Annotated in this window: 15 protein-coding genes; 7 read left to right on the plus strand and 8 right to left on the minus strand. The window is 63.3% G+C overall.

The genetic code is table 11. The features are described 5' to 3' along the window. The first annotated feature begins 73 nt into the window (after positions 1-73). The 3 genes from FA04_RS15630 (at position 74) to FA04_RS15640 (ending at position 2,759) form a co-directional block, all read left to right on the plus strand. The gene (locus FA04_RS15630) at positions 74-967 is read left to right on the plus strand and encodes a LysR family transcriptional regulator (RefSeq protein WP_034786968.1); all 894 of its coding nucleotides are present in this window, start codon (positions 74-76) and stop codon (positions 965-967) included. A gap of 101 nt (positions 968-1,068) precedes the next feature. After that, positions 1,069-1,713 (plus strand): DUF1007 family protein, encoded by a 645-nt coding sequence (locus tag FA04_RS15635; RefSeq protein ID WP_034786971.1) that lies wholly within the window; start codon positions 1,069-1,071, stop codon positions 1,711-1,713. Next, complete coding sequence (locus FA04_RS15640; RefSeq protein WP_034786973.1) at positions 1,707-2,759, plus strand: nickel/cobalt transporter; 1,053 nt, start codon at positions 1,707-1,709, stop codon at positions 2,757-2,759. Before FA04_RS15635 ends, FA04_RS15640 begins: the two co-directional genes overlap by 7 nt. Before the next feature lie 22 nt (positions 2,760-2,781). Here FA04_RS15640 and FA04_RS15645 read toward each other — a convergent pair whose 3' ends face one another. The 4 genes from FA04_RS15645 to FA04_RS15660 all read right to left on the minus strand — a co-directional run bounded on the left by FA04_RS15645 (position 2,782) and on the right by FA04_RS15660 (position 5,406). After that, positions 2,782-2,988, minus strand: coding sequence for a hypothetical protein (locus tag FA04_RS15645; protein ID WP_034786975.1), 207 nt, complete (start codon positions 2,986-2,988; stop codon positions 2,782-2,784). A gap of 42 nt (positions 2,989-3,030) precedes the next feature. After that, positions 3,031-3,726, minus strand: coding sequence for a GNAT family N-acetyltransferase (locus FA04_RS15650; RefSeq protein ID WP_034787278.1), 696 nt, complete (start codon positions 3,724-3,726; stop codon positions 3,031-3,033). Between the two features lie 120 nt (positions 3,727-3,846). Beyond that, positions 3,847-4,560 (minus strand): tellurite resistance TerB family protein, encoded by a 714-nt coding sequence (locus FA04_RS15655; protein WP_034786977.1) that lies wholly within the window; start codon positions 4,558-4,560, stop codon positions 3,847-3,849. A gap of 207 nt (positions 4,561-4,767) precedes the next feature. Next, entirely contained in the window at positions 4,768-5,406 is a 639-nt protein-coding gene (locus FA04_RS15660) for a 2-dehydro-3-deoxy-phosphogluconate aldolase (RefSeq protein WP_034786978.1), read from the minus strand. 200 nt (positions 5,407-5,606) lie between these two features. Between FA04_RS15660 and FA04_RS15665 the strand changes: the two genes are divergently transcribed. From FA04_RS15665 to trhO, 3 genes are all read left to right on the plus strand, one after another. Beyond that, the gene (locus FA04_RS15665) at positions 5,607-6,080 is read left to right on the plus strand and encodes a CYTH domain-containing protein (RefSeq protein WP_034786982.1); all 474 of its coding nucleotides are present in this window, start codon (positions 5,607-5,609) and stop codon (positions 6,078-6,080) included. Then, complete coding sequence (locus FA04_RS15670; RefSeq protein ID WP_034786985.1) at positions 6,077-6,985, plus strand: CHAD domain-containing protein; 909 nt, start codon at positions 6,077-6,079, stop codon at positions 6,983-6,985. Before FA04_RS15665 ends, FA04_RS15670 begins: the two co-directional genes overlap by 4 nt. Positions 6,986-7,094: 109 nt before the next feature. After that, positions 7,095-8,051, plus strand: a complete 957-nt coding sequence (gene trhO / locus FA04_RS15675; RefSeq protein WP_034786988.1) for an oxygen-dependent tRNA uridine(34) hydroxylase TrhO — start codon at positions 7,095-7,097, stop codon at positions 8,049-8,051. A gap of 263 nt (positions 8,052-8,314) precedes the next feature. On the opposite strand, the gene FA04_RS15680 is transcribed toward trhO, so the two are convergent. From FA04_RS15680 to FA04_RS15695, 4 genes are all read right to left on the minus strand, one after another. Next, the gene (locus FA04_RS15680) at positions 8,315-8,722 is read right to left on the minus strand and encodes a GFA family protein (RefSeq protein WP_034786992.1); all 408 of its coding nucleotides are present in this window, start codon (positions 8,720-8,722) and stop codon (positions 8,315-8,317) included. Between the two features lie 113 nt (positions 8,723-8,835). Further along, positions 8,836-9,612 (minus strand): MetQ/NlpA family ABC transporter substrate-binding protein, encoded by a 777-nt coding sequence (locus FA04_RS15685; RefSeq protein WP_034786995.1) that lies wholly within the window; start codon positions 9,610-9,612, stop codon positions 8,836-8,838. Between the two features lie 36 nt (positions 9,613-9,648). Continuing rightward, the gene (locus tag FA04_RS15690; RefSeq protein ID WP_034786999.1) at positions 9,649-10,314 is read right to left on the minus strand and encodes a methionine ABC transporter permease; all 666 of its coding nucleotides are present in this window, start codon (positions 10,312-10,314) and stop codon (positions 9,649-9,651) included. Then, positions 10,304-11,386, minus strand: a complete 1,083-nt coding sequence (locus tag FA04_RS15695) for a methionine ABC transporter ATP-binding protein (protein ID WP_034787001.1) — start codon at positions 11,384-11,386, stop codon at positions 10,304-10,306. The genes FA04_RS15690 and FA04_RS15695 overlap by 11 nt, the downstream gene beginning before the upstream one ends. A 414-nt stretch (positions 11,387-11,800) precedes the next feature. On the opposite strand from FA04_RS15695, the gene FA04_RS15700 reads away from it, so the two are divergent. Next, positions 11,801-12,673, plus strand: coding sequence for an NAD-dependent epimerase/dehydratase family protein (locus FA04_RS15700; protein WP_034787004.1), 873 nt, complete (start codon positions 11,801-11,803; stop codon positions 12,671-12,673). Positions 12,674-12,703 lie beyond the last annotated feature (30 nt).

Consider the following 12,703-nt stretch of genomic DNA (forward strand, 5'->3'; position numbering starts at 1 on the left):
ATTATCGACGCGGAAAGAGGCCTTCGCCGGCGAATCGGCGAAGCACGATTGAGAGCACGAAAGAAAGATCGCCATGGACACACTCACCCGCATCCGCGCCTTTATCGATGTCGTGGACGCCGAGGGGTTCTCGGCCGCCGCAAGGCGTGTCGGCAAGTCGAAGGCGCTGCTTTCGAAATATGTGCGCGAGCTCGAGGATGAACTCGGTGCGCTGCTCCTCAACCGCACGACACGGCAGTTCTCGCTGACCGAGGCTGGCCACACCTACTATCGCACCGCGTCGGAAATCCTGAAGGAGATCGACAATCTCGCCGATCTCGTGCGCGCCAACAATTCCGACCTGAAGGGACGGCTACGCATCACCGCGCCGCGCACCTTCGTCGATGCCGACATCGGCCAGTCGCTGGTCGATTTCGGCAAGCAGCATCCCGAACTCTCGCTCGAAATCATCTCCGACGACCGTTTCGTCGATCTGGTCGAGGAAGGCTTCGACGTCGCCATCCGCATCACCCGGCTCGAAGATTCGACGCTGATCGCCCGCAAGCTCGACGATTTCCAGGTGCTGATCTGCGCTGCCCCGGAATTCCTGGAAAAATCTGGCCCCATCGCTCACCCGACGGACCTTTCCAAGCTGCCCTGCATTCTCGATACCAATGGCCGCTCCTATTCCAACTGGCGCTTCGTCGAGCCCGATGGTTCGGCCTTCACCGTGCCCGTCCGCGGCCCGATCGAGGTCAACAGCCCGCTTGCAGCCCTCAGAGCCACCGTCTCCGGCCTCGGCGTATCGATCATCCCGGATTTCATCGCCCGCCCGAAAATCGCTACCGGCGAACTCGTCACGCTGTTCGACGATTTCCTCCCCCGCGACCGCGGCATCTATGCGATCTATCCGCATCGCCGCTACCTCCCGGCCAAGGTCAGAACCCTCGTCGACTTCCTGCACGCCTGGTTTCGCAAGCCACGGTGATCGGGCGCCGGCACCTCAAAGTCCCAATTCCGTCCCATTTCCGGTACATTCCCGGAAACGAATCGCGGAGCGATCGCTCCAGCCGAAAGGATTGCCGCCACATGAGAACCAAACGCCTCGTCATGGCCGGCCTTGCCACCCTGGCTGCCCCGTCGCTGGCCTTTGCCCACCCGCACATCTTTGCGGAAGCGCGCCTCGAGGTCGTCTCCGACGACAAGGACGAGATCAGCGAACTCAGGAACGTCTGGCGCTTCGACGAACTGTTCTCCTCCAGCGTGGTGCTCGATTTCGACAAGAACTCGAACGCGACGCTCGATCCGGATGAATTGGCCGAAGTCGGGCAGACGGTGATGGAGTCCCTGTCCGAGTACAATTATTACACGACGATCCTCGACAACGGCAAAACCATCAAGGTCAACAAGCCGGATCACATCACCGTCGACTACAAGGACGGGCAGTTGCTGATGATGTTCGCGGTCAAGCCGGCCGAGCCGATGCCGCTCAAGGGCAAGCTCTCCTTCGGCGTCTACGATCCAACGATGTATACGGCCATGGACTTCGCCACCGACGATGACCTGACCGTCGTCGGCGACAAGATCAATGCCTGTGAGCACAAGGTCGTCCGCCCTGATCCCGACGAAGTTCTCGCCGAGAACAAGGACACCTTGACCGACGCCTTCTGGAGCGACCCGACGGGCACCGACATGTCGAAGCTGTTTGCAACCAGGATCGAGATCACATGCTGAACACCCGCGGGATCGCACGTCTGGTCACGGCCGCGCTCGTCGTCACGGCGCTTTCTGCAACGATCGCCGCGGCGCAGTCGCCCCTCGGCATCGGCACGGCCGAGCCCGCGTTCAAGACGACCGGTTTTCTCGGCGGCTTCTTCGCCTGGATCAACATGGAGCAGCAGGGCTTCTACCGGCTGATGACCAATGCGCTGAAGGGGATGCGTGAGAACCCCTGGCAGCTCTGGTCGCTGGTCGGCCTGTCCTTCACCTATGGCGTGTTGCATGCCGCCGGCCCCGGCCACGGCAAGGCGGTGATCTCGTCCTACATGATCGCCAACGAGACGGAACTGAAGCGCGGCGTGCTGCTCTCCTTCCTGTCCTCGCTGCTGCAGGGCGTGGTCGCGATCCTCCTGATCGGCGCCGTTTACCTCATCCTGCGCGGTACCTCGATCAGCATGACCAGCGCCACGCGCTGGCTGGAGATCGCAAGTTACGCGCTGATCGCCGCCTTCGGCGGCTGGCTTCTCCTGCGCAAGCTACGGCAGATGCTGCGTCCGGTTGCCTTGGCTTCCGTTGCCGGCGGCGGGCACGTCCAGCTCGCGGACGATCACCATCATGATCATCATGATCATCATCATAGCCACCATCATGATCACCACGGGCACAGCCATGGCCCGGGCGAGGTCTGCTCGAGCTGTGGCCATGCGCATGCGCCCGACCCGTCGATGCTGAAAGGGGATCGTTTTGCGCTCCGCGAAGCTTGGTCGGCAGTCATCGCCGTCGGCCTGCGCCCGTGCTCCGGCGCACTCATCGTGCTGTCCTTCGCACTCCTGAACGGGCTTTACCTCGGCGGCGTGCTTTCGGTCTTCGCCATGTCGATCGGTACGGCGATCACCGTCTCAATCCTTGCGACCATGGCCGTCACCGCAAAGGGCGTTGCGCTGCGCTATGCGGCAAACGGCGCGGCGGCTGCCCGGATCTCGAACGGCATCGAGATCGCCGGCGCTGCCCTGGTTCTGTTGCTGGGATTGGCGCTGCTCGGCGCGGCTCTGCAGAGCTGACGCACGCGGCCTGATCGGGCCGTCAGAGCCCGCGCTTGCGCTGGTAGCGGGCGCGCAGCCAGAAGAGCAGGAAGAAGCCGAGCACGAAGATCACGCCGAAGGCGGCAGCAAGCCAGGGCGAGATATCGCCGAGCTTGAGCATGATCGACGGCAGGACGAAGAAGCCGAGACCGGCGACGACGAGAATGATCGCAGCGGCGATCGCCGGTGACTTTTCCTTGTTCTGCATGACTTCCCTGTTGTTGTCTGCTGCGGCTTAAGCAGCCAGCGCCTATTTCGACGCCTGCAGCTCCAGATCCGAGCGTATATCTTCAAGCCGCCGCTTCTGGCGACCGTCTTCATCGAAATTATCAGCTGCAAGCCAGGTTTCGAATGCGGCATTGAGCAGCGGCCATTCGCTGTCGATCATCGAAAACCAGGCCGTATCACGGTTGCCGCCCTTGGATATCATGTGCTGGCGGAAGATGCCCTCGAAGGTAAACCCGAGCCGGGCGGCGGTCTTGCGGCTCGCCATGTTCTCGCTATGGCATTTCCACTCGTAGCGGCGATAGCCGAGATCCTCGAAGGCGTGCTTCGCCATCAGGTAATGCACTTCGGTCGAGAGCGGCGAGCGGGCCATGGCGGCGCCGTGTGCCACGGAGCCGACTTCGACGACGCCGTTGGCGGGATCGGCACGCATGTAATTGGCCATGCCGACGACGATGCCGGTCGCCTTGTCGCGGAAGACCTCTGTAACCCAGCCGGATTTCTCCTGCGCCGCCGTCAGCCAGGCATCGAAAGCGTCGATATCCCTAAAATCCGGCTGCGTGAAGTATTTGAGCAGCGGGTTGATCGCCATACCGCCGAGGCCTTCCCAGAGGTCCTGCAGATGCCGGTCGCGCTCATAGGCCTCGAGCTTGACGAAACGCCCTTCGAGCGCGACGCCCTTCGGCGCCGGGCACCCTTTCCAGTTCTTCAGATCCTGCATCGGCCGCTCCTCCTTCATCCCTGCCCTTCGGCATAGGCCAGAGTGGCGGCCGACACAAATTCAAACTGGTGATGAACCCTGTTCGAACCGGTGATGAAACCATGCCCCCCGAACGGTATCCTACGCGGTGGCCGGCACCTTGGCGGCCGAGACCGTCGCCTCGATGTGATCGACGAGCGCGTCGGGAAGTCCGAGGCGTCCGGCGAGCAGGTCGAGATAGCCGCGCTCCGCACGGGTTTCCGGCTCGATCGTCAGGCGCGACGCGGTGTAGATCTCCACGCGCTCCTCTTCGGTCTTTGCCGCGCCGACGATCGCGTCGATATCGACCGGGTTGGCAAGCTCGCCTTCGAGGAAGGCCGCGGCATCGGCCGAAAGGCCCGAGACCGACAACTTGTCCATAATGTGCTGGCGCTCGGCCTCGTCGATATGGCCGTCGGCACGCGAAGCGGCGATCATTGCGCGCACGAGAGTCAGCGCAAAATCATGGCTGACGGCTTCCGGAGCAGAGGCGAAGCCGGAATCGGCCGGCGGCGGCAGAAGTTCCGGCTCGCCCTTGGCAACCGTTGCACCGCCCGGCGTATTGCCGGCCTGATAATTCTTGTAGGCTTGGTAGCCGAGACCGGCGATCGCCGCGAGACCGCCAAGCACGGCGGCGTTGCCGGCCAGCTGACGACCCGACTTGGTGCCGAGCAGAACAGCGGCAATGGCGCCGCTCGCCAGTGGATTGTCCTTGGCAAGCTGCGTCGCCTGGGTCGCGCGATCGCGCACCGTGCCGCCGGCACCGGGCACCTGCGATCCCAGAAACTGATCCAGCAATTTCTTCGCGTCGAACATCGGGTTTCGCTCCTTGTCGGTTCCGGGCGGTTGAAGGCGAGCTCAAGGGTGCGCCGCCCGCGCGCCCGTCGCTGAATGGATTGAGACATAGGAACGTTGCAGGGAAAATACAAATTCGCGCCAGAGGCGAGCGACGCCGTACAGCCAAAGAAAAAGGCCGGGCTCTCCACCCGGCCTTTCAAAAAAACGGAAGGCGTTGCTTGCCGCTCAGCCCTTGAGCACGAAGGCTTCTGCCGCAAGCTTGGTGATGCCGGCCCAGTCGCCCTTGGCAACCAGTTCCTTCGGCGCAACCCAGGAGCCGCCGACACAAACGACGTTGGGCAGCGTCAGATAGTCGCGCGCATTGGCAAGGGAAATGCCGCCCGTCGGGCAGAAGAGCGTGCCGGCAAGCGGCGAGGACAGCGACTTGAGGTAGGCGGCGCCGCCGGCCTGCTCGGCCGGGAAGAACTTCATGACGTCGTAGCCTTCTTCACGCAGACCCATGACTTCGCTCGCCGTCGCCGCACCCGGCAAAAGCGGCACCTCGTGGTCGTTGGCCACATCGATCAGTTCCTGCGTCGTGCCGGGGCTGACGATGAACTTCGAGCCGGCTTCGACCGCGGCTTCGAACTGGGCGGCGTTGAGGATCGTACCGGCGCCGGCAACAGCGCCTTCGACTTCGTTGGCAACGGCGCGGATCGCTTCGAGTGCGGCCGGCGTGCGCAACGTGATCTCGATCGCCTTCAACCCGCCGGCAACGAGCGCGCGCGCCAGGGGAACGGCGGTCGCCACGTCGTCGATCACCAGCACCGGAACAACCGGCGCCAGTTTGAGGGTTGAAAGAAGCCTGTCGGATTTCGCGCTCATGCCGATCGTCCTTTTTAAAACGATTGAATATGCCCTCCGCATACTCCCCCGGCCACCGGTTGTCGAGACCCAAGGCGGCGGGAGCGCGGCTTTCGCATGTAAGGCAACGGTAATATGCAACTTGCGACAAAGAGATGACTTGAGCCTTTGCGTGAAAGCGATAGGTTGAAACTGCGGGCCCCCGAAATGGCGGATTTTCCATGGCGAAGGAAATAGAGCGCAAGTTTCTCGTCGCTTCCGATGGATGGCGAGAGCGTGCGGACAAGGGCATTGACCTCAGGCAGGCCTATGTCGTGACCATGGACGACCGCTCGCTGCGCGTGCGCATCCACGGCGACAAATGGGCGCGGCTGACCATCAAGATCGGCAAGTCGGCACTGGTCAGAAACGAATACGAGTACGACCTGCCGATGGACGATGCCCGCGAGATGCTGACCCAGGCGGTCGGGATCGTCATCGAGAAGAGGCGCTACCGGGTGCCGCACAAGGGGTTCACCTGGGAAGTCGACGTCTATGGAGGCGCGCTCAAAGGCCTCGTCGTTGCGGAAGTCGAGATGAAGCGCGAGACCGACATGCCGGCGCTGCCCGATTGGGTCGGGCAGGAAATCACGGGCGATCGCCGCTACTCCAACCAGTCCCTCGCCACAGAAGGACTGACGGAACCGCAACCATGACTTACGCCTTCGAACCTGGACGGCCTTTTTCCGAAGACTTCCGCACGATCGCCGCCGAACAGCTCACACAGGCGGTGATGAAGCTCGAGGATCGGCCTGACGGGGTGCACGAGGCGATCCACGACGCCCGCAAGAACTTCAAGCGCCTGCGCTCGCTGTACCGTCTCGTCGCAGCGGACGTGCCGCTTTTTCAGAAGCACGAAAATGCGCGCATCCGCGACATGGCCCGCAACCTCTCAACCGTTCGGGACGCGGCCGCACTGGTCGAGAACGCCCATTACCTCAAGGCAGCCGCTTGCAACGAGGAGGAAGAACGGGCGCTCGCCCATGTCTGCGAGCGGCTGACGACACGCCGGGACCGCATCACGGCAAGCGCGACCGATATCGAGGACCGCGTGGCAGCCACCATCGTGCGCTGCGAGCAGGCACTGCAGGCCCTCAGCCAAGTGACATTCGACGATCGACGCCGCAAGACCGCAGACCGGCTGACGAAGGGATGGCGGCGCACTCTGAGGCGGGCCAAGCGCGCCCGGCAGGCATGCAGCGAGACTTCGGAAGCCCCGGCGTTCCACGAGCTGCGAAAGCGGGCGCAGGACTACCGCATGCATCTCGGCTTGATGCACGCGGTCTGGCCTTCCGCCCTGCAGGCCAAGCGCGCCGAGGCTAAAGCGCTGGTCGACACGCTCGGGCACCTCAACGATCTCGCGGTCATGACCCAGTTGATCAACGAGGATCCGGGGCTTGCCGGTAACAGTCAGGATCAGGCCCACCTCATCGCGGCCGTCATCGACCGACAGGGAAGCTTGCGCAAGCACGCTCTTGATCTCGCCGCCGAGGTCTTCCAGGAGGAACCGGACGACGAAAGCCGAACGATCCGGTTGCTCTGGCTCGACGCCGCGCGCTGATGTTTCGGCGAAATTTCGGCGGGCGGACCGACTGTCCGCGCCGCGACAGAGTGCCCCTGGGCCCCGCCGCGATTGCGCTTGCGGCGCGAAAGCTGTATTTGCACGGGCCATGACCGACATTTTCACGACCCCGCGCTCTGAGCCCCATGGTGAGACGCATGGCAAGTTTCTGGTGGCCGCGCTCTATCATTTCGCACGCTTCCCGCGTTTCTCCGATTTTCGCGAACCGCTGCAGGCCGTCTGCGACGAAAACGGCGTCAAGGGAACGCTGCTTCTGGCGCATGAAGGCATCAACGGCACGATCGCCGGCACGGATGCCGGCATCGCCGCGGTGCTCTCGTTCCTGCGCGCGCAGCCCGAATTCGGCGCACTGGAGCACAAGGAAAGCCGTGCATCGTCCATGCCGTTCCTGCGCATGAAGGTGCGGTTGAAGAAGGAAATCGTCACCATGGGCGTCGAGGATATCGACCCCAACAAGATCGTCGGCACCTATGTCGATCCGAAGGATTGGAATGCACTGATCTCCGATCCCGAGACGATCGTCATCGATACGCGCAACGACTACGAAACCGCCATCGGCATCTTCAAGGGTGCGGTCGATCCGAACACCAAAACTTTCCGCGAATTTCCCGATTGGGTGCACAACAACACCGGCCTGCACAACAAGCCGAAGATCGCCATGTACTGCACCGGTGGCATCCGCTGCGAGAAGGCGACCGCCTTCATGAAGGAGCAGGGCTTTGATGAGGTGTACCACCTCAAGGGCGGCATCCTGAAATATCTCGAGGAAGTGCCCCAGGAAGAAAGCCTCTGGGAAGGCGCCTGCTTCGTCTTCGACGATCGCGTCTCCGTCACCCATGGCCTCGAGGAAGGCGAGCACACGCTCTGCCACGCCTGCCGCCAGCCGCTGACCAAGGCGGACCTGGCTTCACCGCACCACGAGGACGGCGTCTCCTGCATCCATTGCCACGAGGTCCGCACCGACGAGGACCGCGAACGCTACCGCCAGCGCCAGCGGCAGATCGAACTTGCCAAGAAGCGCGGCGAGCGCCACCTCGGTAGCTGACATACGCTTGGGCATCCGCCCTTCGCTTGTGCGAGCGGGAAGCGCCCCTCATCCGCCTGCCGGCACCTTCTCCCCGCAGCGGGGCGAAGGGACTTGCGGCACCGCCCCGGCCGACAACGCTAACTCCAGCTTACGGCTGCGACTTGCACGCAGTTCCCCGGGTACCGAGAGCTCCGTTCCGCGGCGCCCCAGCGTGGCACGTCCCCTCGCCCCGCTTGCGGGGAGAGGGTTAGGGTGAGCGGCGGTTTCACTCGCGAACGCAGTCAGCCCGGCAACGCCTCGCATTCCTCAAGTGCCAACGCACTGCGGTCCCATTCATGGCGGCTGCGGGTGAAAATGGCGTCTGTCGGTCGAAATACCGACGGGTCGTCGAGCGTGCCGGCATAGATCGACACACGCGGATCGTCCGGCGGGCCGGAGCCATAAACCTGGCTGCCGCAGGTTTCGCAAAAATAGCGGATCGAAGGATTGCCGTTTTCAGCGCGCGTCTCGTAACCGCGGCCGGTTCCCGACATCGTCACATCGGCCCGCTCGAAGATCATGTAACAGCAATGACCGGTGCCTGTCGTGCGCTGGCAATCGCGGCAATGGCAGAAACCGGAAAAGAGCGGCTCACGGTTCAGCTCATACCGGATTGCACCGCAGAGACATCCGCCTTTCAAGACGCTCATGGTTCGTCCTCCTCGAAGTGCCAGGAGGATAGCCAAGCAAGCCATGCGGTCAAAGAAAAACCGCGCGCCGCAAGTTGCAGCGCGCGGTCCATGTTTCTCTTTACCAGAGACGCTTACCAGCTCGGGATCAGCGCGCCCTTGAAGGTGTCGTTGATGAAGGCCTTCACCTTTTCGTCGTGGTAGGATTCGACCAGGGTCTTCACCCACGGAGCATCCTTGTCGGCCTTGCGCACGGCAATCACGTTGGCGTAGGGCGACTTCTCGCCTTCGATCGCGATCGCGTCCTTCTTCGGGTGCAGGCCGGCCTCCATCGCGTAGTTGGTGTTGATGACGGCGGCATCGACGTCCTGCAGCGAGCGCGGCAGCTGGGCAGCGTCGAGCTCGGCAAACGTGATGTTCTTCGGGTTCTCGGTGATGTCGGCCGGCGTGACCTTGAGGCCGACCTCTTCCTTGACCTTGATCAGGCCCTTCGACGCCAGAACCAGCAGCGCGCGGCCGCCATTGGTCGGGTCGTTCGGGATGGCGATCGTGGCGCCGTCCTTGAGCTCGTCGAGGCTCTTCACCTTCTGCGAATAGACGCCCATCGGGGTGGTGATGGTGGTGCCGACGCTGACGATGTCGAAACCACGATCGGCGATCTGGTTGTCGAGATAGGGCTGGTGCTGGAACGAGTTGGCGTTGAGGTCGCCGTCAGCCAGAGCCTGGTTCGGGACGACATAGTCGGAGAATTCGAGGATCTCGATATCGAGGCCCTTGGGAGCTGCGATTTCCTTCACCTTCTCCATGATCTGGGCGTGTTCGCCCGGCGTGACGCCGACCTTGATGGTTTCGGCGAGTGCCGTGCCGGCGGAAAGAGCGGCAATCGCTGCCGCGATGATAAGCTTCTTCATGGTCGTCTCCTTGTTCACGTTCAGTCTTGGGAGGAATCAGGTCTTGCGGTTTTTCTTGTCGAAACGCCGCGCCAGCCCGTCGCCGGCGCTCTGGACGAGCTGCACCAGCACGATCAGCACGATGACGACGACGAGCATCACGTCGGGCATGAAGCGCTGGTAGCCGTAGCGGATGCCGAGGTCGCCGAGCCCGCCGCCGCCGACGGCACCGACCATCGCCGAATAGCCGATGAGGCTGACGGCGGTCATGGTGAGCGCCAGGGTCAGCGCGGGCCGCGCTTCGGCGAGCAGCACCTTGAAGACGATCTGCATCGGGGTCGCGCCCATGGCGCGCGCCGCCTCGATCAGGCCCTTGTCGATCTCGCGGATCGCCGCTTCCACCAGGCGTGCGACAAAGGGAATGGTGGCAATCGTCAAGGGCACAATCGCAGCCTTCGTACCGATGGAGGTGCCGGTGAGCAGTCGGGTAAACGGAATGATGGCGACGACGAGGATGATGAACGGCGTCGAGCGCGTGGCGTTGACGATCAGCCCGATGATGCGGTTGAGCGTCGGCGCCGGGAAGAGTTCACCTTTGCCGCTGGTGGCGAGGAAGATGCCGATTGGCCCGCCGATCAGCGAGCCGATCAGGCCGGCGATGGCGACCATGTAAATCGTGTCGACCGTGGCCCCGCCGATGCGCAGGAGAATATCAGGCGACATAACCGAGCACCTCCGTGACCAGACCGTTTTCGACAAAGAAGCGTTCGGCGCGGCCGGACGTCTCGGCATCCGCGCCATAGGCGACGACCAGCGAGCCATAGGGCGCGCCGCCGATCTCGTCGATCGTGCCGGCGATGATGTTGACCTCGGCGCCGACAGACTTGATCAGCTGCGAGATCAGCGGCTTCTCGGCCGCAGCCCCGAAGAAGGTGAGCCGCACGACGGCGCGATCGCCGGCCGCGGGTGCAGGCTTCAGGGCGCGGGCGACCGCGTCTGGAAGCTTCGAACCCGGCAGCCCCGAGAGCAGCGCCCGCGTCGTCTCGTGCTTCGGATGGGTGAAGACGTCGAAGGTGTGGCCACGCTCGACGATGCGGCCATGATCGATGACGGCGACGTCTGAGGTCACCGCCTTCACCACTTCCATCTCGTGAGTGATGAGCAGCACCGTCAGGCCGAGATCGGCATTGATGCGCTTCAAAAGCTCCAGGATCGACTGGGTCGTTTCCGGATCGAGCGCCGAGGTCGCCTCGTCGGAGAGCAGGAGCTTCGGCTCGGTCGCAAGCGCCCGGGCGATGCCGATGCGCTGTTTCTGGCCGCCTGAAAGTTCGGCCGGATAGCGCCCGTGCTTATCGGCGAGACCGACGAGATCGAGCAGCGGCCGAACGCGCTGTTCGATCGCGCGCTTGTCCATGCCGGATATTTCGAGCGGCAGCGCGACGTTTCCGAACACGGTGCGCGAGGACAGCAGGTTGAAGTGCTGGAAGATCATGCCGACGGAGCGGCGAAGGCTGCGCAGCGCCGCCTCGTCGAGCCCGCCGACATCGACGCCGTCAACCAGCACCTTGCCGCCCGTCGGCTTTTCGAGCCCGTTGACCAGTCGGATCAGCGTCGACTTGCCAGCGCCGGAGCGGCCGATGATGCCGGTGATCGAACCACGGTCGACGGTCAGCGAGACCTTGTCGAGCGCAGTGAAGGCGCCGCTGGTGCCGGACGCGGGGAAATGCTTGGAAACGCCGTCGAAGACGACGGCCGCGTCAGCCGATGGCGCGGCGTTTTGGGCGGAAACGCTCATCGTTCGGAATTCCCCGAATGAGGCGCAGTCGGAATGTGCGGGTACATAAGTGCTCTCGGATGTTCAAAACTCATGATCCCGGGCCTGGCCGGGATGGAACGCGCGTCTGGTCAGGCCGACATTCGACAACGCATTCGGAACAGGGAGCACTTCTCTAACATCAAGCAACCAGTCAGTTCAACTTTGCTGCCGCATGGCCCGCATGCGACATAATCTACGGGTCTTATGGAGAATTGCCACGCCCTTTCACAGGCATGATTTTTCCGAATTTGCCAAGCAACGGCAAAACCATGCTCTTTTGCTTCGCAACGCGCCGTCATCCCGCAAATCGCCATCTTGGAAATCCTTGCTCGGGCGGACTGTGTCCGACCGCATTTCATGCTAACGGGCAGGAACAGGATTATGAGGTGAGAAATGCGCATCGTCTTGACCGGAAGTTCCGGCCGCATCGGCAGAGCGATCTACAACGCGCTCGCCGCCGCCGACCATGACGTCATCGGCATCGATCGCGCGCCCTTCGGCACGACGGCCGTCGTCGGCGATCTCGTCGATGGCGAACTGCTGGAGCGCGCGATGGAAGGGACGGACGCCGTCATCCATACGGCGGCCCTGCACGCGCCACATGTAGACGCCGTCGCCGACCAGGAGTTCGAGCGCGTCAATGTGATGGGCACCCATCTGGTGATTGCCGCAGCCCAGGCCGCCGGCGTCGGCCGCATCGTCTTTACCAGCACGACGGCACTTTATGGTCACGCGGTCACGGAAGGCGGCTGCGCCTGGATCACCGAGGAGACGCCGCCGAAGCCGCACACCATCTACCACCACACCAAGCTTGCGGCCGAAGCTCTGCTCGAAAACGCGGCGGATCGTGCTTTGCATGTGCGGGTGCTGCGCATGTCGCGCTGTTTCCCGGAGGTCGCCGATCGTATCGCAAGCTACCGCCTGCACCGCGGCATCGATGCGCGCGACGTGGCTGCCGCGCATGTGGCAGCACTCGACAATGGCGGCCCGGCTTTTCAGCGCTACATCATCTCGGGCGAAACGCCGTTCCTTCCAACGGATTGCCGCCGGCTGGCGGAGGATGCCGCAGGGCTCCTGCGTGAGCGTGCGCCAAAACTGTCGCAGGCCTTTGCCGATCGCGACTGGCCGCTGCCCGCGACCATCGACCGGGTGTATGACCCGAGTGCTGCGATCGAAAAGCTCGACTGGAAGCCGCGCTACGGTTTCAAGGAAGTGCTGGCCCAGCTCGACCGGCAGAGCCTGGAAGTCCTGCCGGTCCGGCGGTGAATTGACCGAGCCGCACGGAAGCGTTGCGGG

Source organism: Ensifer adhaerens, assembly GCF_000697965.2.
In the GTDB taxonomy this organism is placed as follows: Bacteria; Pseudomonadota; Alphaproteobacteria; order Rhizobiales; family Rhizobiaceae; genus Ensifer; species Ensifer adhaerens.

Bases quoted from the DNA above. Each gene is read 5' to 3' on its own strand.
- FA04_RS15630 (WP_034786968.1), top strand. From the start codon at position 74: ATGGACACACTCACCCGCATCCGCGCCTTTATCGATGTCGTGGACGCC.
- FA04_RS15635 (WP_034786971.1), top strand. From the start codon at position 1,069: ATGAGAACCAAACGCCTCGTCATGGCCGGCCTTGCCACCCTGGCTGCC.
- FA04_RS15640 (WP_034786973.1), top strand. From the start codon at position 1,707: ATGCTGAACACCCGCGGGATCGCACGTCTGGTCACGGCCGCGCTCGTC.
- FA04_RS15645 (WP_034786975.1), bottom strand. From the start codon at position 2,988: ATGCAGAACAAGGAAAAGTCACCGGCGATCGCCGCTGCGATCATTCTC.
- FA04_RS15650 (WP_034787278.1), bottom strand. From the start codon at position 3,726: ATGCAGGATCTGAAGAACTGGAAAGGGTGCCCGGCGCCGAAGGGCGTC.
- FA04_RS15655 (WP_034786977.1), bottom strand. From the start codon at position 4,560: ATGTTCGACGCGAAGAAATTGCTGGATCAGTTTCTGGGATCGCAGGTG.
- FA04_RS15660 (WP_034786978.1), bottom strand. From the start codon at position 5,406: ATGAGCGCGAAATCCGACAGGCTTCTTTCAACCCTCAAACTGGCGCCG.
- FA04_RS15665 (WP_034786982.1), top strand. From the start codon at position 5,607: ATGGCGAAGGAAATAGAGCGCAAGTTTCTCGTCGCTTCCGATGGATGG.
- FA04_RS15670 (WP_034786985.1), top strand. From the start codon at position 6,077: ATGACTTACGCCTTCGAACCTGGACGGCCTTTTTCCGAAGACTTCCGC.
- trhO (WP_034786988.1), top strand. From the start codon at position 7,095: ATGACCGACATTTTCACGACCCCGCGCTCTGAGCCCCATGGTGAGACG.
- FA04_RS15680 (WP_034786992.1), bottom strand. From the start codon at position 8,722: ATGAGCGTCTTGAAAGGCGGATGTCTCTGCGGTGCAATCCGGTATGAG.
- FA04_RS15685 (WP_034786995.1), bottom strand. From the start codon at position 9,612: ATGAAGAAGCTTATCATCGCGGCAGCGATTGCCGCTCTTTCCGCCGGC.
- FA04_RS15690 (WP_034786999.1), bottom strand. From the start codon at position 10,314: ATGTCGCCTGATATTCTCCTGCGCATCGGCGGGGCCACGGTCGACACG.
- FA04_RS15695 (WP_034787001.1), bottom strand. From the start codon at position 11,386: ATGAGCGTTTCCGCCCAAAACGCCGCGCCATCGGCTGACGCGGCCGTC.
- FA04_RS15700 (WP_034787004.1), top strand. From the start codon at position 11,801: ATGCGCATCGTCTTGACCGGAAGTTCCGGCCGCATCGGCAGAGCGATC.